18 protein-coding genes are annotated in these 18,252 nt (G+C 71.5%); 8 read left to right on the plus strand and 10 right to left on the minus strand.

The window, feature by feature from the left end:
* Positions 1–226: 226 nt before the first annotated feature.
* Positions 227–1,093 carry a 3-methyl-2-oxobutanoate hydroxymethyltransferase gene (gene panB, locus ACZ4W9_RS23080; RefSeq protein ID WP_467938729.1) on the minus strand — a complete coding sequence of 289 codons (867 nt, stop codon included), beginning with the start codon at positions 1,091–1,093 and terminating at the stop codon, positions 227–229.
* 190 nt (positions 1,094–1,283) lie between these two features.
* Here panB and ACZ4W9_RS23085 point away from each other — a divergent pair, with 190 nt between their 5' ends.
* The 4 genes from ACZ4W9_RS23085 to ACZ4W9_RS23100 all read left to right on the plus strand — a co-directional run bounded on the left by ACZ4W9_RS23085 (position 1,284) and on the right by ACZ4W9_RS23100 (position 6,518).
* Complete coding sequence (locus ACZ4W9_RS23085; protein ID WP_467938731.1) at positions 1,284–2,870, plus strand: MFS transporter; 1,587 nt, start codon at positions 1,284–1,286, stop codon at positions 2,868–2,870.
* Positions 2,871–3,344: 474 nt separating this feature from the next.
* Positions 3,345–3,977 carry a TetR/AcrR family transcriptional regulator gene (locus ACZ4W9_RS23090; protein WP_467938733.1) on the plus strand — a complete coding sequence of 211 codons (633 nt, stop codon included), beginning with the start codon at positions 3,345–3,347 and terminating at the stop codon, positions 3,975–3,977.
* Positions 3,978–4,163: 186 nt separating this feature from the next.
* Positions 4,164–5,213: an endonuclease/exonuclease/phosphatase family protein gene (locus ACZ4W9_RS23095; RefSeq protein ID WP_467938735.1), complete on the plus strand. Its 1,050-nt coding sequence runs from the start codon at positions 4,164–4,166 to the stop codon at positions 5,211–5,213.
* A gap of 93 nt (positions 5,214–5,306) precedes the next feature.
* Complete coding sequence (locus tag ACZ4W9_RS23100) at positions 5,307–6,518, plus strand: MFS transporter (protein ID WP_467938737.1); 1,212 nt, start codon at positions 5,307–5,309, stop codon at positions 6,516–6,518.
* A gap of 64 nt (positions 6,519–6,582) precedes the next feature.
* On the opposite strand, the gene ACZ4W9_RS23105 is transcribed toward ACZ4W9_RS23100, so the two are convergent.
* From ACZ4W9_RS23105 to ACZ4W9_RS23120, 4 genes are all read right to left on the minus strand, one after another.
* Entirely contained in the window at positions 6,583–8,571 is a 1,989-nt protein-coding gene (locus ACZ4W9_RS23105) for a glycosyltransferase family 2 protein (RefSeq protein ID WP_467938739.1), read from the minus strand.
* A 270-nt stretch (positions 8,572–8,841) separates the two neighbouring features.
* Positions 8,842–9,147: a hypothetical protein gene (locus ACZ4W9_RS23110; protein ID WP_467938741.1), complete on the minus strand. Its 306-nt coding sequence runs from the start codon at positions 9,145–9,147 to the stop codon at positions 8,842–8,844.
* A 1,713-nt stretch (positions 9,148–10,860) separates the two neighbouring features.
* Complete coding sequence (locus ACZ4W9_RS23115; protein WP_467938743.1) at positions 10,861–11,223, minus strand: ATP-binding protein; 363 nt, start codon at positions 11,221–11,223, stop codon at positions 10,861–10,863.
* Positions 11,220–11,435: a hypothetical protein gene (locus tag ACZ4W9_RS23120; RefSeq protein WP_467938745.1), complete on the minus strand. Its 216-nt coding sequence runs from the start codon at positions 11,433–11,435 to the stop codon at positions 11,220–11,222. The genes ACZ4W9_RS23115 and ACZ4W9_RS23120 overlap by 4 nt, the downstream gene beginning before the upstream one ends.
* Positions 11,436–11,550: 115 nt before the next feature.
* On the opposite strand from ACZ4W9_RS23120, the gene ACZ4W9_RS23125 reads away from it, so the two are divergent.
* From ACZ4W9_RS23125 to ACZ4W9_RS23135, 3 genes are read left to right on the plus strand one after another with little or no spacing between them, the layout of a single operon-like run.
* On the plus strand, positions 11,551–12,414 hold the full coding sequence (locus tag ACZ4W9_RS23125; protein ID WP_467938747.1) for a helix-turn-helix domain-containing protein: 864 nt from the start codon (positions 11,551–11,553) through the stop codon (positions 12,412–12,414).
* The gene (locus tag ACZ4W9_RS23130; protein ID WP_467938749.1) at positions 12,386–12,589 is read left to right on the plus strand and encodes a DUF397 domain-containing protein; all 204 of its coding nucleotides are present in this window, start codon (positions 12,386–12,388) and stop codon (positions 12,587–12,589) included. The genes ACZ4W9_RS23125 and ACZ4W9_RS23130 overlap by 29 nt, the downstream gene beginning before the upstream one ends.
* Before the next feature lie 20 nt (positions 12,590–12,609).
* Positions 12,610–13,161, plus strand: coding sequence for a hypothetical protein (locus tag ACZ4W9_RS23135; RefSeq protein ID WP_467938751.1), 552 nt, complete (start codon positions 12,610–12,612; stop codon positions 13,159–13,161).
* A 40-nt stretch (positions 13,162–13,201) separates the two neighbouring features.
* Here the strand turns inward: ACZ4W9_RS23135 and ACZ4W9_RS23140 are convergent, their stop codons facing one another.
* From ACZ4W9_RS23140 to ACZ4W9_RS23155, 4 genes are all read right to left on the minus strand, one after another.
* Complete coding sequence (locus tag ACZ4W9_RS23140; protein ID WP_467938753.1) at positions 13,202–13,384, minus strand: hypothetical protein; 183 nt, start codon at positions 13,382–13,384, stop codon at positions 13,202–13,204.
* Between the two features lie 155 nt (positions 13,385–13,539).
* A complete protein-coding gene (locus ACZ4W9_RS23145; RefSeq protein ID WP_467938755.1) occupies positions 13,540–15,483 on the minus strand; it encodes a S53 family peptidase in 1,944 nt (647 codons plus the stop codon).
* Positions 15,484–15,679: 196 nt separating this feature from the next.
* A complete protein-coding gene (locus ACZ4W9_RS23150) occupies positions 15,680–16,312 on the minus strand; it encodes a DUF305 domain-containing protein (protein WP_467938757.1) in 633 nt (210 codons plus the stop codon).
* A complete protein-coding gene (locus ACZ4W9_RS23155; protein ID WP_467938759.1) occupies positions 16,309–16,986 on the minus strand; it encodes a DUF3105 domain-containing protein in 678 nt (225 codons plus the stop codon). The genes ACZ4W9_RS23150 and ACZ4W9_RS23155 overlap by 4 nt, the downstream gene beginning before the upstream one ends.
* Positions 16,987–17,124: 138 nt before the next feature.
* Here ACZ4W9_RS23155 and ACZ4W9_RS23160 point away from each other — a divergent pair, with 138 nt between their 5' ends.
* On the plus strand, positions 17,125–17,571 hold the full coding sequence (locus tag ACZ4W9_RS23160; protein ID WP_467938762.1) for an RrF2 family transcriptional regulator: 447 nt from the start codon (positions 17,125–17,127) through the stop codon (positions 17,569–17,571).
* Between the two features lie 21 nt (positions 17,572–17,592).
* Here ACZ4W9_RS23160 and ACZ4W9_RS23165 read toward each other — a convergent pair whose 3' ends face one another.
* Complete coding sequence (locus ACZ4W9_RS23165; RefSeq protein WP_467938764.1) at positions 17,593–18,225, minus strand: hypothetical protein; 633 nt, start codon at positions 18,223–18,225, stop codon at positions 17,593–17,595.
* Positions 18,226–18,252 lie beyond the last annotated feature (27 nt).

Genomic DNA, 18,252 nt, shown 5'->3' on the forward strand with positions numbered 1-18,252 from the left:
CCGGGAAGACCCCGCGGCGGTTTCGACGCCACTCCGTTACAACTGCCGTTCCGTACAGGCAAGTCAAGGCCAAAGATGCGCGGCCGGAAGGAGGGCGGGGACGCGCGGCGCCGGAAAGCCGGAAAGCCGGAAAGCCGGAAAGGCTGGTAAGGCCGGAAAGCCGGAAAAAGGGGACGGCCCGCCGACGGGGGAAGATCGGCGGGCCGTCCGGTGGTGCCGCGGTGGACTAGTGGACGGAGTGCTCCGCCGCCGGGAACGCGCCGCCGACCACGTCCTCGGCGAACGCCTTGGCCGCGCCGGTCATGACCTCGCGCAGGTCGGCGTACTTCTTGACGAACTTCGGCACCCGGCCGGAGGTCAGGCCGAGCATGTCGGTCCACACCAGTACCTGCGCGTCCGTCTCCGGACCCGCGCCGATGCCGACCGTCGGGATGTGCAGCACCCGGGTCACCTCGGCCGCCAGCTCGGCCGGCACCAGCTCCAGCACCACCGCGAACGCGCCGGCGTCCTGCACGGACTTCGCGTCCCGCAGCAGCTGCTGGGCGGCCTCCTCGCCGCGCCCCTGCACGCGGTAGCCCATCGCGTTGACGGACTGCGGGGTCAGCCCGATGTGTGCCATGACCGGGATGCCGGACTCCACCAGCAGCCGGATCTGCTCGTGCGAGCGCTCGCCGCCCTCCAGCTTGACCGCGCCGACCCCGGCCTCCTTCACCAGCCGGGTCGCCGAGCGCAGCGCCTGCACCGGGCCCTCCTGGTAGGAGCCGAAGGGCAGGTCGCCGACGATGAGGGCGCGCTGCGTGCCGCGCACCACGGCGGCCGACAGCATGGACATCTCGTCGAGGGTGACGGGCACGGTGGTGTCGTACCCGAGGTGGCAGTTGCCCGCCGAGTCGCCGACCAGGATCACCGGGATCCCGGCCTCGTCGAAGACGGACGCGGTCATCGCGTCGTAGGCGGTGAGCATGGGCCACTTCTCGCCCCGCTCCTTGGCGAGGGCGATGTCGCGGACGGTGATGCGGCGCGTGCCCTTGCCCCCGTACAGCGCCTTGCTGCCGTCGGAGGGCTTCGTCTGGGCAGCCGAAAGCTGCGTCATTGCAACGGCTCCTTACGTCATCTCGAGGCGCCCTGACGGCGTCCCCGGACCGCCTCCATGGTGGCACCTCGTGCCGGGCGGGGCCAGGGGACCCCCCGTGATCCTCCGAACCGCCTCGCCGCGTAAGGCGTTGGCAAAGAAAATAAGATACGAGACCGTTCCGTATCGAAATGATCGTAGGGTCGGACGCATGACAAGTCCCGTCCCTGCCGCCCGCATACCGGAGGCCGTGCACCGGCGCCGCTGGGCGATCCTCGGCGTGCTCATGCTGGCCCTGCTCATCGTCGTCCTCGACAACTCGATCCTGAACGTCGCGATCAAGACCATCGCGACCCCGGCGCCGACCGGTCTCGGCGCCACCCAGAGCGAGATCGAGTGGGCGATCAACTCCTACACCCTCGTCTTCGCCGGCCTGCTGTTCACCGCCGGACTCGTCGGCGACCGGCTCGGCCGCAAGAAGGTGCTGCTCGGCGGCACCCTGGTGTTCGGCATCGGCTCCGCGCTCGCCGCCGAGTCCGGCACGCCGAACCAGCTCATCGCCTACCGCGCGGTGATGGCCCTCGGCGCCGCCTTCGTGATGCCCGCCACCCTGGCCGTCCTGATGAACGTCTTCGAGCGCCACGAGCAGCCCAAGGCCATCGGCATCTGGGCCGGCGGCGTCGGCCTCGCCATCGCCATCGGCCCGATCACCGGCGGCGCGCTCCTCGACCACTTCTGGTGGGGCTCGGTCTTCCTGATCAACGTGCCCATCGTGATCGTCGCGCTGATCCTGATGGCCTGGCTGGTGCCCGACTCCCGCGACCCCCGGCCCGGCCGCCTCGACCCCATCGGCGTCGTCCTGTCCGTCGTCGGCCTGATCCTGCTGGTCTACGGCATCATCAAGGGCGGCGAGCTGGCCGACTTCACCGACGCCAAGGTGCTCGCGACCATCATCGCCGGTGTCGTCGTCCTGGCCGTCTTCGTCGTCTTCGAGAAGCGCACCGCGCACCCCTCGCTGGACGTCACCTACTTCAAGAACAAGGTCTTCTCGGCCGCCATGAGCGCCATCGCGCTGGTCTTCTTCGCGCTCATGGGCGTCACGTTCTTCGGCGTCTTCTACACCCAGAGCGTGCGCGGCTACTCGGCACTGGAGTCCGGCCTGCTGATGCTGCCGCTCGCCGTCGCCCAGCTGCTCTTCGCGCCGCGCGCCCGGCTGGTGGTCGACCGGTTCGGCTACCGGGCCACCACCACCGGCGGCCTGCTGCTGATCGCCGCGACGCTGGCCGCGTTCGCCGGGTTCGAGGCCGACACCCCGATCTGGCTGCTGGAGGTCGTCTTCTTCCTCATGGGCACCGGCATGGCACACATCATGACCCCGACCTCGGTCGTGATCATGCAGGCCCTGCCCCGGGAGAAGGCCGGCTCCGCCTCCGCGCTCAGCAACACCTTCCGCCAGGTCGGCGGCGCCCTCGGCATCGCCGTCCTCGGCTCGGTCCTCGCCACGTCCTACCGCAACGGCATCGAGGGCAAGCTCGGCGCGCTGCCGCCGAACCTGCGCGACAGCGCCGCCGAGTCCATCGAGGCCACCCTCGGCGTCGCCGAGAAGCTCGGCCCGCGGGGCGAGGCCCTCGTCACCCCGGCCAACGACGCGTTCCTGCACGCCATGCACGTCACCGCGCTGTGCGGTACGGGCGTCGCGCTGGTCGGCGCCGTGGTCACGGCCCTGTTCCTGCCGGGCCGGACGCCCACCGGACCGCAGGGTGAGAAGGAGCAGGAACTGGTCACCGCGATGGACTGAGCCCCGGGACGGCACCACGCCGCGACGACCCGGCTCCGGGAGCACGGCACCACGGGAGAGCGGAGACTCCGCGCGCGGCCCACGGGGGAGACCGGGGGCCGCGCGCGTCGCGTCGGGGGCCGGGCGGGCGGCCTGTGGCGGGTGCCGGGGCTCGGGCCGGTGTGACGGGGAACCGGGCCGGGGTGGGGCCGCGGCGGACGCCGGCGGCCGGGCACGGCACCACGGCAGAGCGGAGGCTCGGGGCGGGGCCCACGGGGGGACCGGGGCCGTGCGCGGTGGGTCGGGGGAGCGGAGCCGGGGTGCGCCCGCGCCGGGTGCCGGGTCCGGCGCGGTGTGACGGGAAGCCCGGCCGGGCGCGGTGCGACGGGGAACCGGGCCGGGCGCGGTACCTGCGGCGGTGCCGGGGTTCGGTGCGGCGGGGGAGGGAGGCCGCTGCGGGACAATCGCCGCAGCACAGCGAGAGGACGGAACGACGTGAGCCCTGCCGGCAGCCGACCGGGACCGGACGACGTACCCGCGCGGGGCCGCCCGCGCAGCGAGGCCGCGGAGCGCGCCATCCTGGAGGGAGTGATGCGGCTCCTGGAGGAGGGCGTCCCCCTCGCCGAGCTGTCCATCGAGCGGATCGCCCGCACCGCCGGGGTCGGCAAGGCCACCATCTACCGCCGCTGGAGCGGCAAGGACGAACTGTTCATCGAGGTCGTCCGCGCGGCCGAGCCCCCGGAGCCCGACCTGCCCGGCACCTCCATGCGCGACGACCTCCTCGTCCTGCTGGAGAACCTGCGCCGGCGCGGACTGGCCAACCGCTCCTCGGTCCTGCTGCACAACGTGCACGTCCAGATGAAGTCCAACCCGAGGATCTGGGCCGCCTACCACGACAACGTCATAGAGCCCCGGCGCCGGCTCGTGCTCGACGTGCTGCGCCGCGGACAGCGCAACGGCGAACTCCGCGCCGACGTCGACGTGGACCTGGCCAACGACCTGTTCGTCGGCCCCATCCTGGTCCGCTCCGTCATGCGCCCCGACGCCGACCTGTGCGAGGACCTGCCGGAGCGGATCGTCGACGCGATCCTGGCCGGCCTACGACCCGTCAGCTCCACAGCCTCGTAGCACTCATGTGCGCGTTTCGTCACAGACGCCGCCCGCCGGGGGCCGACCGGAACTCCCGCCCCCGCATCGCACGTCATCGTCTTCCGTACAGCCGTCATGGGACGGCGGGAACGGAGCCGATCATCCCCTAGGGTCGGGGGCTACGGGGGACGAACGGTGTGCACGGCAGGCAGTGAGGCAGACGGTATGGCGCAGCAGGCGTACACGACGGAGACGGCGGACGGCGGCTCGGGGCCCGAGCGTCCGGGGGCCCGGCTCCGACGCCTCGCGCACCGGCTGATCGCCGGCTGGCGGGGCGACCCGGGCATCTGGCGCCGCGGCGCCGTCCTCGCCGCGCTGGCCCTGCTGCTCGCCCTGGTGATGCTGCTGCACGCGCACATCCCCAACGCGGTGGGCAACCTCGGCAGCCTCACCGAGACCTTCCTGCCCTGGCTCGGCCTCGCCCTCCCGGTGCTGCTGGTCCTCGGCCTGCTGCGGAAGTCGGCGACCGCGCTGATCGCCCTCCTGCTGCCGGCGATCGTCTGGCTGAACCTCTTCGGCGGGCTGCTGGCCGACCGCACGGGCGCCGGCGGCGATCTCATGGTGGCCACCCACAACGTCAACGCGGACAACCCCGACCCGGCCGCCACCGCCACCGACGTGGCCGCCTCAGGCGCCGACGTGCTGGCCCTGGAGGAACTGCCCGCCTCCGCCGTCCCCGTCTACGAGAAGGCGCTCGCGCCGACGTACGAGCACCACGCGGTGGTCGGCACGGTCGGGCTGTGGAGCAAGTACCCGATGACCGACGTGCGCGCCGTCGACATCAAGCTCGGCTGGAAGCGGGCGATGCGCGCCACCGTCGCCACGCCCGAGGGCCCGGTCGCGGTCTACGTCGCCCACCTGCCCTCGGTCCGGGTGAAGATCGAGGCCGGGTTCACCGCGCGGCAGCGGGACAAGAGCGCCGACGCGCTCGGCGAGGCCATCGCCGACGAACCCCTGCCCCGGGTCGTGCTGCTCGGCGACCTCAACGGCACCATGAACGACCGCTCGCTCAACGCCGTCACCTCCCAGCTGCGCTCCACGCAGGGCGCGGCGGGCAGCGGCTTCGGCTTCAGCTGGCCGGCGTCGTTCCCGATGGCGCGCATCGACCAGATCATGGTCCGGGGCGCGGAGCCGGAGAGCAGCTGGACGCTGCCGCGCACCGACAGCGACCATCTCCCGGTGGCGGCCCGTGTGAAGCTGGACACAGGCTCGTAACCTGCCGGAATGCCGGACCCGAGAGCGTTTGTTCGACACGGGAACATACTGCGACACTCGTCGTTCCCCCTCTTCCGCTCTGAAAGGTCCCTCATGCCCCTGGCCCTGCTCGCCCTCGCCGTGGGCGCCTTCGGCATCGGCACGACCGAGTTCGTGATGATGGGCCTGCTGCCCGACGTCGCGGACGACCTGCACATCTCGATCCCCACCGCCGGGCACCTGGTCTCGGCGTACGCGCTGGGCGTCGTCATCGGCGCCCCGCTGCTGGCCGCGCTCACGGCCCGCATGTCCCGCCGCACGGTGCTGATCGCGCTGATGGCCCTGTTCGTGGCCGGCAACGCGCTGTCGGCGTTCGCCCCCGGCAACGGCTCGCTGCTGGCCGCCCGCTTCCTCAGCGGGCTGCCGCACGGCGCCTTCTTCGGCGTCGGCGCGGTCGTCGCCACGGCGATGGTCCCGCCGGAGCGCAAGGCGCGCTCGGTGTCCCTGATGTTCCTCGGCCTGACCGTCGCCAACGTCGCGGGCGTGCCCGCCGCCACCCTCATGGGCCAGCACCTGGGCTGGCGGGCGACCTTCCTCGCGGTCGGCGCGATCGGCCTGGCCGCGATCGCCTCCCTGGCGCTCCTGATCCCCCGCGACCACGCCCCCGCCCCCGCGGCGGGCCTGCGCGGCGAACTCGCGGCCCTGCGCTCGCTGCCGGTCTGGCTGGCCCTGGGGACGACGGTGGCGGGCTTCGGCGCGCTGTTCGCGGCCTACAGCTACGTCACCCCGATGCTGACGGACGCGGCGGGCTACGCGGAGACCAGCGTGACCCTGCTGCTGGCCCTGTTCGGCGTGGGCGCGACGGCGGGCAACCTGCTGGGCGGCCGGCTGGCGGACCACTCCCTGCGCGGCACCCTGTTCGGCGGGCTCGTCTCGCTGGTGCTGGTCCTGGCGCTGTTCCCGCTGCTGATGCGGGCGGAGTGGAGCGCGGCCCTGGCGGTGGCGCTGCTGGGCATGGCCGCGTTCGTCACCGGCTCCCCGCTCCAGCTGATGGTCATGGAGAAGGCGTCGGCGGCCCCGTCCCTCGCCTCCTCGGCCAACCAGGCGGCCTTCAACCTGGCCAACGCGGGCGGCGCCTGGCTCGGCGGCGCGGCCCTGGCGGCCGGCTTCGGCACGACGTCCCCGGCGGTGGCCGGCGCGCTGCTGGCGGTGCTGGGCCTCGGCGTGGCGGGCGCGGCGTGGGCGGTGGACCGCCGGTCCGCCCCGCAGCCCGGCCGGGTGGTGGCCGCGCACCTGCCGGAGGAGTCCGGCGCACTGCACCACTGACACCACCGACACCACGAACACCACTGCCCCGGCCGGAAGCACCGGCCGGGGCAGTGACGCGCGACTAGCGGAGACGCTGGGCGACCGCCTTGACGAGGTCCGTCCGGGCGACGCGCAGGGCCCGGCCCTTCTTGCCCGCGGGGCCGGACTTGGCGTACCAGGGCAGTCCGAGCCGGCGCCACTTCGCGGCGGGAAGATCGCGCGGGGGCTGCGGCAGGGCCCACTTCCAGGGCCCGAGGTGCAGGTCCCCGCTCCACAGGCCGGCCGGGAGCTTGGTGACGGGGATCCGTACGGCGACCCGGCCGTCCCGGTCGACCACCGGGCGGACGGTGTACGTGTCGCCCTGGTCGCTGGTCAGCATGACCTTCAGCTCGCCCTCGGGGAACTCGGCCAGCGTGCAGCGGCCGGTGATCTCCAGCTCGGTGGGGGCGTCCGCGGCCCAGTGCACGTCGTCGAAGGCGAACCCGGACCGCACCCGGTGCTTCGTCTCGGCGAGGTCGAGGGTGAAGTTGCCGTAGGGGTGGGTGGTGTAGAGGGTGACGGCGCGCGGGCCGCCGTCGACGGTGACGATGCGCGTGGTCGCCTTGCCGGAGACGTCGTCGGCCCGCCTGCTGCCGATCCGGGCCTGCTTCGACACCCCCTGGGCGCCGATGATGAGGGAGATGTCCCACAGCCCGGCGTCCAGCGGCTTGCCGTCGGCGGCGGTGGCGACGTCGACGGTCGCCTCGAAGCCGGCGAGGTCGTACACGTACCGCCCGCAGTCCTCGTCGGCACCGGCGCCGGGGGACGGGACGTGCTTGACGGGCAGCTCGTACTCGACCTGGGTGTTCCGCTCGCGCAGGAGGAGGTAGGTGCTGACGTCGCGGGTCTCGACGCGGTGCAGATAGGCGTGGCCGGCCAGGTGGAGCGTGGTGCCGCGCATCTCCGCCCGGGTGACGAAGTGGCGGACGCCGAGCTGGCCCGTCACGTCGTAGCAGGAGTCGGGGATGTCGCGCTCGGGGTCGCGCAGGAAGGGGTAGCGGGCGTAGGCCCTGCCCTGGACGACGAGCACGGGCGTGGACACCTTCGACTTGGCGAGCTGGCGCTCGAACTCGCCGAGTTCCAGCACCTCGTCGAGCATCCGGTGCCGGACCAGGTAGATGCGCAGCCGGGCCATGGCCGACAGGTGCTCGTTCATGCCCTCGTGCCACAGCGGCTCGACGATCTCGGCGAACTGGTCGAGGATCTTCTGCTGGTCCTCACGGGGCTCGCGCCGCAGGTGGTTGAGGAACGCCTCGACCTCGACGGTCAGGTGCCGGTGCGCCAGGTGGTCGCGGCCGGGGCCCGGCGGCACGTTCTCCAGGAGCACGTTGACCATGATCGGCAGGAAGCGCAGGCGGGGTTCCGTGCCCCGGGTGCGCTGGGTGATGTTGCCGCCGTCCTCGCGCAGGGAGCAGAACAGGCAGTCGTAGTCCGCGATCACCGAGACGCCCGAGGCGTGCAGGTACGCCAGGGCCACGAACTTCTGGTCCTCGCCGACGGGGAGCCCGGTCGGGAAGCGCAGGCTGTGCCGCTCCAGCAGGGAGCGGCGGTAGAGCTTCAGCGGGTTGAGGGCCCAGTAGACGCGGGAGTTGAAGACGTCGGTCTTCGGCTGGTTGCGCTTGAACATCGACTGGGGCAGCCGGCGGCCGCCGACGCCCACCATCTTGCCGAGGACGATGTCGGTGCCGTTCTCCTCGGCCATCGCCACCATGCGCTCAAGGGCTTCCGGGCCGATGTAGTCGTCGGCGTCCAGGATGAAGACGTACGTCCCCATGGCGTGGTCGAGACCGACGTTGCGCGGCGCGGAGGGGCCGCCGGAGTTCTCCTGGTGGAAGACGCGCAGCAGGTCGGGGTAGAGCTGGCTCAGCCGGTCGAGCTCGGCGGCGGTGCCGTCGGTCGACCCGTCGTTGACGACGATGAGCTCCAGCCGCTCCTGTCCGATGCTCTGCTCGGCGACCGAGGTGATGCAACGTGTCAGATACGGCATCGCGTTGTACGCGGCGACAACGACGGAAACGGTGGGGCCGGGCATGATTATGCGCTCCAAAGAAACCGGTCAGCCCCATTCCATGGAGGGTTCTGTCATCTCCTATGGAGGCATTGCTTGCCTGGGGGAAGCTGCTAGGCGGCTGTGAACATATCATGGAATGTCGATGTACAGAAGATGAGATCCTGATGAAACGGCGAGGGGCGAGAGGGCTCGCTTGACCAGCCAGAAGGCCGATTTGCCCCAGTATCTCCACGAATCTTCAGCGGTTTGAATTCATGGTGTTTCCCAAGGAAGTGAATTCCGGCTCAGTTTCTAGTCGCCGAGGAACCAAAGAGAGCTTCCCGGCGTCCGTGCACAGGCTTCCAGGAACTCGGCGAGATCGAGGAGGGCGGCTTCCTGGAAGGGGCTCGTGCACTTACCCACCAGGGCGGTCACCTCGGGAAGGGCGGCCTGCGCGTCCTGCTCGGTGAACCGGGTGTCCCGATAGGGATCGATCCGCGAGAGCCGCCCCCGACCGGCCGGGACCAGCGTTTCCAGGGCCAGGGCGAGCGAGTCTCCATGACGGTGGGACCGCCGTGTCGTGCTCTGCGGGATGCGCAGCTCCAGCTCTCTCCCCATGCGTCCCCCTCGGTACGGTCCTTTCCACTGCCTGAGTTGCCAAGGTAACCCGTGTTCCGGTGTGGGGCCGGTCCGCGCCCCCTGGGGACCAGGTGGCTGTTGGGCCGCTCGCTTCCCGGTCAGTGTCGGGCTTCCGCGAGCCGAGTCAAGGGCGCTGCGCGTCGCCTTCGGCGATGGCCCTCCGGGCCACCCTTGACACGCCTCGCTCCAGCCCGGGGAAGAAGCGAGCGAGCGGCCCGGAAGAGCGGTGGCCCCGACCGGTACCGGACCCTGGGGCAGGCTGCCCACCCCTGTCGGCAGGGGCACGCGCCCGCGCCTCGCCAGCACGCCGGGTGAGCTTGGCGGCTTCCGGCCCGGCGGGGCGGTGCGCGTCCTCGCCTCGCCTGCACGCCGGGCGGGCGAAGCGGCTTCCGGCCCGGTGGGTGGTACGCGCTCGCGTCTCGCATGGACGCCGGGAGGGCGCGGCGGCGAACGGCCCGGCGGCGGGTGGCAGGTGGCGGGTGGCAGGTGGGCGATCTTGCCTCGCCTGCACGCCGGGAGGGTCAAGCGGCCTGTAGCCCGGTGACGGGTACGCGCTCGCGTCTCGCGTGGACGCCGGGAGGGCGCGGCTGGCGGGCCGGTGGTGGGTGCCGGTCGTCCTCGTCTCGCCTGCGCGCCGGGCCGGGGCCGGTTCGGTGGCTGGCTGGTGGTCCGGTGGGGTGGCGCGGCGCCTTGTGGCGGGGTGGTGGCGGACGGCCTTCAAGGCTCTGGAGCCGTGGATTCGGGGGGCGGGGCTGCTGGCGTGGTGGGGCTGGGGGTCGAGGGGGTTAATTATGGACAGGCATTCCAAAACTGCCTACCGGGTGGATCGGCCGACAGTCCGGTGAGGCCCGGCCGCCGCCCGGGGAACCCGAAGGGGAAGCCCGCCCGGGGAGCCCTTGTGACCGGCCGGCCTGATGACGGCCGCCGGACGCCCACCGGCCCGGCGTGCAGGCGGGACGCGAGGGCGCACCCGCCACCGAGCCGGAAGCCGCTGAGCCCTTCCCGGCGTGCAGGCGAGACGCGAGCGCGTACCACCCGCCACCGGGCCAGCAGCCGCCAAGCCGACCCGGCGTGCAGGCGAGACGAGACCGCGCACCGCCCCACCGGGCCGGAAGCCGCCAAGCCGACCCGGCATGCAGGCGAGGCGCGAGCGCGTACCACCCGCCACCGGGCCAGCAGCCGCCAAGCCGACCCGGCGTGCGGGCGAGACGAGACCGCGCACCGCCCCACCGGGCCGGAAGCCGCCAAGCCGACCCGGCATGCAGGCGAGGCGCGAGCGCGTACCACCCGCCACCAGGCCAGCAGCCGCCGAGCCGACCCGGCGTGCGGGTGAGGCGAGACCGCGCACCGCCCCACCGGGCCGGAAGCCGCCAAGCCGACCCGGCGTGCAGGCGAGGCGCGAGCGCGTACCACCCGCCACCAGGCCAGCAGCCGCTTAACCCTCCCGGCGTGCTGGCGAGGCGCGAGCGCGCATTCCTCGCCGACGATGCGAACGCAGCCGACCTCAGGGGCCGACGAGGTCGAGCCGGCCACTTTCCCCTGGCCGCCCGCTCGCTTCTCCCCCGTGCTGGAGTGAGCCGTGTCAAGGGTGGCCCGCAGGGCCATCGGCGCAGCCGACGCGGAACGCGCCCTTGACTCGGCTCACGGAAGCACGACACTGACCAAGAAGCGGGCGGCCCCACGGCAACCCCTTCAACTCCTCAGCTCACACCACACCGTCTTGCAGCTGGGCCCCTGCACCACGCCCCAGCACTCGGCCAACGCGTCCACGAGCGCCAGACCCCGCCCCGACTCCTCCGATTCCGTGGCGGAGAGAAGGACAGGCAGTGCGCGCGGATCAGGATCGGTCACCTCGATGCGCGTACGACCGTGGAGCGCCGCCGTACCGATGACGCGTACCGTCACCGGCGTGCCGTCGCCCAAGTGATCGATGACATTGGTCAGCAACTCGGTGGCGCACAGACGGACGTCGTAATCGTGGTCACGGAGCTGGTGACGCAGGTCCGGCGCGGCCTTCGGCGTCGCCAGCAGGTGGAACTCCAGCGACGTCATCATCGGTCCGCCGCCTTCCGCAGTACGGCGGCGAGGGCCTGCGCCGTGGTCGTGTTGCAGTTCCCGAGCGTGACGAGACCGGGGCTGTACGTCCCGGCGAAGCTCGGCAGGTCGACCTGGAGGGACGGGAGCGTGATGCCGTGCAGGGCGAGGGCGGCGCGTAGTTCCTCTACGCAGAGAGCGACGGTGTAGGGCGCGGGGGAGTGGTCGGGCATGTGGGGGCGCAACCTTCTGTGCGATGTGTGACGAACACCTCACAGACTGTCGCCACGCTCGCTACCGTGAAAGGGGTTTCGCGTTCGCGATCACGCCAGCGGAGGAGGATGAGCGATGGCTCGCGGCAAGGACATCGACGGTTCGATCAGCGTCCCCACCTTCTACGGAAAGGAGTTGCGGTGGAAGAGGGAGGCGGCGGGCCTGTCCCTGGAGGCGTTTCTCGAAGGCAGCTTCTACGGCAAGACCTACCTCAGCGACATCGAACACGGCGAGCGACGCATGCCACTCGACTTGGCCCGGCACGCGGACCGGGTCCTGGGCACGGACGGCTTCTTCGAGCGCCGCTGCGAGGATGTGCGGAAGGCGCGGAGGACTGGGCATCCCGCTTATTTCGAGAAGGTCTTGGAGGCGGAGAGGTATGCCGTGGCGATTGAGGAGTGGTGTCCGAGGCTCCTCCCTGGGCTGCTTCAGACCCCGGCCTATGCTCGGGCCGTGATCCTGGCAGGTCTCCCGCTTTCCGCGGACACCGAGGTGGACGAGAAGATCAACGCCCGAATGGCGCGTGCCGACCTCTTCAAGGCGAACCATCACACCCCGGAGTACTGGGTGATCCTCCATGAGTCGCTGATCACCGAACCGCTCTTGGGAGCCCAGGATATGAGCGCGCAGCTCGACCGCATTGCGGAGCTGGTGGACCGGCGTCGGATCACTCCGCAGATCGTTCCGTGGAAGCAGAGGGCGTATCCCTTGATGGCAGCCTCCATCATGACCATGACGTTCCCCGATGCCCCGCCGCTTGTGTACACCGAGGCGTCCTACAGCGGAGACACCATCGATGATCCGGCCCTCGTGGAGCGGTACCGCAAGGCATACGATCGGCTCAGGGCCGTCGCGCTGTCACCAGACACGTCCCTCGCCATGATCAAGGCAGCGGCAGAGGATTATCGAAATGGCAAGCAACCGGATCGACTTGAGTGAAGCTCTCTGGTTCAAGAGCAGCTACAGCAACGAAGACGGCGGCAACTGCGTAGAGATCGCCGACAACATCCCCGGCCTCGTCCCCGTCCGCGACTCCAAGTTCCCCGACGGCCCCACTCTCACCCTCCCCGCCACCGCCTGGACCCCCTTCATCACCGCACTCAAGTCCCAGTAACAGCAGGAAGCATCACCGCCGTGTCCGAGTGGAGCTTCACTCTCCTGGTCAACCAACCCCTCACCCCAGAACAGGCCGACGCCTTCGACCACTGCGACGCCTTCGCCGACGGCTCGGTGTCGTACACGTTGGGGCCCGAGAACCCTGCGGACTACCCGCACCGCCCGGACCCGGACACGCTGCGGGAGCTGTCGTGCGACATCGAGGCCCCGACACTCCTGGACGCCGTCGTGCAGGTGGCACGCGACATCCGGCTCGTTCCGGGCCTGCGCGCGGTCGGTGTGCGCTACGACGACACCGTGACGTTGGCGGAAGCGGCCCAGCGCTGTGGGCAGGAGCTGTCCGCACTGGCCCGGCGCCACGGGTTCCCGGAGCCGGAAGCCGGCCCTGGCGGAACGGAGTTCTACTCCTGGCGCGAGATCACCGCATGGCTGGCCCGCGCCGGTCACGACGTACCCGAAGAACCCCGCGACCTGCTCATCGCCGACCGTGCCCTGCGGCTCGCCGACGCGCTCGAAGGGGCCGATGTACCGCCGGGCACCCTGCGCTCCTTCGGACTGGTGAAGGAGTGAGGCTGTCCGGCTGAGCGGCCGCCGCCTGAGCGGGGCAGGGCTACAGCGGCTCCCCGCAGCTGAGGCAGGTGGACTCACCCTCCTCGTAGATCATGCCGCAGCAGTAACCGGCGTCGCCGTCGGTCCCGTCGTCGCCCCACTCGCAGCCGAGCTCCTGGTGGATGGACAGGCCCTGCGGGTAACCGAAGTCGACGTCGCAACTGGGGCACACATACGAGGACACGAACCTCAACCTCCCAAGCAGTCGGGCAGCCCCGGTAGGCGCTCACCCAGCCCACCATATTCTCGGCAGAAGCGGGTTGTCGGTCTTTCGCTCAGAGCCCCGCGGCGCGAAGGGGGCGTGAGGCCGGACCCCACGCCCCCGGTCAGCGCAGCGACTCAGCGTCGCCGGAACGACTGCACGTACCCGTTCGCCGGCGAGCCGACGCCCGTCACGTCGTCGTAGCCCTTGACCGCCGACAGGGAGCTGTCCTTGCCGAGGGAGCGGGCCGAGTAGAGGAGGCCGTCCGTCGCGTCGAGGCCGTTGGCGAAGTCGACGCGGGCCACCGCGAGGCCGGAGCCCGTGGGGTTGTCCGTGACGTCGTGGTAGACGCCCCGCTCGCCGTACTTGGCGTAGATCGCCGGGTTGGCGAAGCCGAGGGGCGCACCGCCGCGGGCCTCCTGGGCCAGGGCCTGGACCGCCGCGATGACCGGCGCCGCCAGCGACGTGCCGCCGATGCGGTACTCGCTGTACTGCTCCGTGCCGTCCGGGAAGGTCTGCGTCTGGCCGACCAGGAACCCGGTGTTCGGGTCGGCGATGGCCGCGATGTCCGGGACCACCCGGTTGCCGGCGGCGTCGTTGGCCTTGGCCAGGGAGTCGGGGACGACGCCCTTCTGGTAGTACGGCTGCGGCACCGTCCTGCTGGTTCCGCCGCCCGCGCCGGAGGTGAACGCGCCGGGGAAGTTCTCCCACGTCGTGCCGTCGGCCGACAGCGACGCCTTCTCGGTGCCCCAGCCGGTCTCCCAGAGGTACTTCTCGCCCTTGCCGACCGCCAGCGAGGTGCCGCCGACCGCCGTCACCCACGCCGAGTTCGCCGGGGTGTCCACCTGCTTCGTCCCCGTGTTGGCGACCTCGTCGCCGTTGTCGCCGGAGGAGAAGTAGAAGCCGATGCCCTGCACCGCGCCGAGCTGGAAGACCTGGTCGTACGCGGCGGCGAGGTCCGGCGTCTGGTTGGCCTCGATGTCGCCCCAGGAGTTGGAGACGATGTCGGCCAGGTGGTTGTCGACGATTCTGCCGAGGGAGTCCAGCAGGTCGTCGTCGTAGCAGGAGGCCGCGCCGACGTACGTCACCTCGGCGTTCGGGGCCACCGCGTGGGCCGCCTCGACGTCGAGGGTCTCCTCGCCGTACCAGCCGGCCGCGCCGCACTCCTCGGTCTTGGTGTAGTTCTTCGGCAGGACCTGGTGGAGCTGGCCGGTCTTCCAGGCCGCGTCGCCGTTCTTCGCCGCGTAGGCGGCGGCGTCGTAGGCGATCGTCGGGGAGGCGTACGCGTCCGTGATCGCGATGCGGACCCCGCGGCCGGTGTACGTGCCCGCGCCGTACGCGGCGCGCAGCTGCTTGCCGGTGTAGCCCTTGACCGCGTACGGGATCTTGCCGCCGTAGGCGTCCGGGAGCGTCGTGGCGAGCTTCGAGCCGTAGTACGAGGAGAACGGGCCCGCGTTCTTGAACACCGCGTCCGGCGGGGGCAGCTGGTCGGCGTGGCGTGCCTTGTGCGGGGCGCTGTCCAGGCCGGTGACCGTGAGGACGGCGCCGTTCAGGGAGGCGGGGGCGGAGGCCGTCGCGGCCGGGGCGCGGTAGGTCTTCGAGCCCTTGGCGAAGTCGTGCAGCTGGGTGCCGAAAGCCTTCTCGGCGGCGGCCACGTCACCGGAGACGGCGACGTAGCGCGGGGTGACCTCGGTGACGGTCAGACCGGCCGACGTCAGCCAGGACGTGACGGCGGCGACCTGCGCCTTGGTGGCGCCGAAGCGGGCCTGGGCCTTCTTGGCGCTCAGGTACTTGCCGTAGAGCGGGGAAGCCGGGTCGGACACCGCCCTGGCGTACGCGGCGAGGCCGGCGGCGTCCCGGCCGGCCAGGTAGACGCGGGCCCTGACCCGGGCACCGTCCGGGGTCGCGCCCCTGTCCGCCCTGGCCGTGGCCCACAGCGGCTTGGTGCCCTTCAGTACGTCCCGTGCGGGGCTGCCGGCGGCGTGCGCCGCGGGCATGCCCAGCGCCAGCGCGCCGGCGATCATCGGCAGTGTCGCTGCCAAGCTCACACCGGCGCGTATGGTGGCGCGGTCGGATCTCATAGAACCCCCTGCGATGCGGTTCGCATGCATGTAGTGGCTGGTGCGTCATGCGATCCGCGCCCGGTCCGCGGCGGTTCGGCCGCGCAATGGATCACACGCTGGGGGTCACTCTTGCGATGAACCGTTCATGCCAGGGGAACGTGGAAGTCAAGAGAAGCTCAAGCCGCGTTCAGACCGGGTGATTTGGGCCCTTGTGTCACGAACGGGGCCGCGCGCCCCGCTCCTTGAGCATCCCCGCCATCAGCTCGATCTCCGACTGCTGCGCGTCGACCATGCCCTGCGCGAGCCGCTTCTCCACCCCGACCGCGCACTTGTCGACACAGCCCTCGGCCATGTGGATGCCGCCCTTGTGATGGGCCGTCATCAGCTGGAGGTAGAGGACCTCCGCCTGCTTCCCGTCGAGCGACTGGAGCTTCTTCAGCTCGGTGCCGGTGGCCATCCCCGGCATCAGCGCGCCGTCCTCGCCCGGCGGCATGTCACCCATGCCCATCCAGGTCATCGGCGGATCGGCCGACACCTTCGGCAGCCCCCACAGGTCCAGCCAGCCCAGCATCATCCCGCGCTGGTTGGCCTGCGTCTGCGCGATGTCGTACGCGAGCCGCCGCACCTCCTCGTCCTTCGTGCGGTCCCGCACGATGTACGACATCTCGACGGCCTGCTGGTGGTGGACGGCCATGTCCCGCGCGAAGCCCGCGTCGGCGGACCCGGCGTCCGGTGTCCGCGTCCGCGGGCCGTCGCCGTCCTGGGCGACGGCGTAGGTGATCGCGCCGGCCGCGACGAGCACCGCCGCCGCGGACCCGGCGACCCAGCCGAGGGAACGCCGGCTCACTTCATGACCCCGCCGGTGCACGAGGCGCCCGGCTCGGGCGTCTGCTTGCCCTGGACGTACTCGGCGAAGAACTTGTCCACTTCCGGGTCCTTGGCGCTCTTGACCGCCACCTGGTGGCCCCAGGCCGACAGCAGCAGCGGGGCGTCCTGCTTCTCGTACGGACTGATCAGCGAGTACGGCGTGTTCTTCACCTTCGCCGCGAGCGCGTCGACGTCCCCCTTCGGCGCCTTGTCGGTGTACGTCACCCAGACCGCGCCGTGCTCCAGCGAGTGCACGGCGTTCTCCTCCGGCACCGGCGCGGTGTAGACGTCGCCGTTGCAGTTCAGCCAGACCGGGTTGTGGTTGCCGCCGACCGGCGGGTGCATCGGGTACGACACCTTGGTCGTCACGTGCGTCCGGGCCAGCTTGCCCGACCAGGTCCGCACCCCGTCCTTGCCGGTGGTGAAGTGCCCGGAGTCGCCGGAGCCCTTCGCGTCACCGCTCGCGGTGGAGTCCTTGTCGTCGGACTGGGAGTTCACGAGCACCACGCCGCCGACCACGAGCCCGGCGACGACGACCGCGCTGGCGGCGATGACGAGGATCCGGTTGCGGCGTTCCCGGGCACGCTCGGCGCGCCGCATCTCGTCTATGCGCGCCTTGCGCGCCGCGGTGCTGTTGTTCTTGCCGGAGCCCATGAGACGTGTCCTTCTGGAGAGGAGCGGGTGGGGACGGTGGGGCTCGCTGATCGTAATGCGGAAACGGCCGACTTCCGTAGGGACCGCACAGCACACGGATGATTTGGCGCCAGGATGCGCATTACCTACGCTCGCGGTATGCGGCTGTTGCGCTCCACCGACCTGGCCCTGCGCGTCCTGATGCGACTCGCGGTCGCCGCCGACGCCACCCCCACCACGCGCCGGGTCGCCGCCGACATGGAGGTGCCCTACACGCATGCCGCGAAGGTGGTCGCCGAACTCCAGCACCTCGGCCTGGTCGACGCGCGCCGGGGGCGGGGCGGCGGGCTGGCGCTGACGGAGAAGGGGCGCACGGCGTCCGTGGGCGCGGTGGTGCGCACCTTCGAGGGCGAGGGCGACGTGGTGGACTGCGAGGGCACGCCGGCCTGCCCGCTGCGCTCCGGCTGCCGGCTGCGGGGCGCACTGCGACGGGCCCAGGAGGCGTTCTTCGCCACCCTGGACCCGGTCACGCTCTCCGACATCGTCACCGACCCGACCGGCCCCCTGCTGCTCGGAATCTCCCGGGGGCCCGCGGGCGGGGACTGAGCCGGTCCCCGGCGGTCGGGTTCAGTAGCGCTGCGCCTTGGCGAGAACAGGCGTCAGACGCGGCTCGGGCGGCTGGTGGCTGAACACGATCGGCTCTTCCCTGTTTCCCGACTCGAGCCCCTCCGCGCCGGTGTACCGGGTCTCGACGACCTTGCCGTCCGCGTTCTTGAAGTCGACCTGTACGGCGTACGACGCCTTGCCGTCCGTCTTGTTGGTGATGGCGACCCGGACGGCGAGCACGCCCCCGGTCTCCGCCCTGGGAATCCCCGTCATGCCCACCTCGGCGAGCGCGTTGCCGCGGCCGTCGACCTTCTTCAGCTCCTTCTCCGCCGCCGCACTCCTGCGCCGGGTCTCGGCCTCCACCGACGCCTCGAACTCCGAGGCGCGCGCCGAGGCCGACGAGGCCGCGGCGGAGGCCGAGGCCCGGGCCGAGCCGATGGCCGCGGAGGCCGAGGACGCCAGGGCCGACGGCAGTTCTCCGCTGAAGGACGAGGCGTTCGGCGTACGGGGAGCGCCGGTGCGGGGTGAGGAACCGGTGTCCTGACCGTCGCCGCAGCCGGTGAGCGCGCCGGCGAGCAGGATGCCGCCAAGGGCGCTTCCCGCGGCGATCCGGCGCGGGCTCCCGGCGGGGCCGGCGAGTCGTCGTGTGGGCATGGTGCCGTCCAGGGGTGGGGGGTTTCG

It is taken from the genome of Streptomyces sp. NPDC029296 (assembly GCF_055569255.1).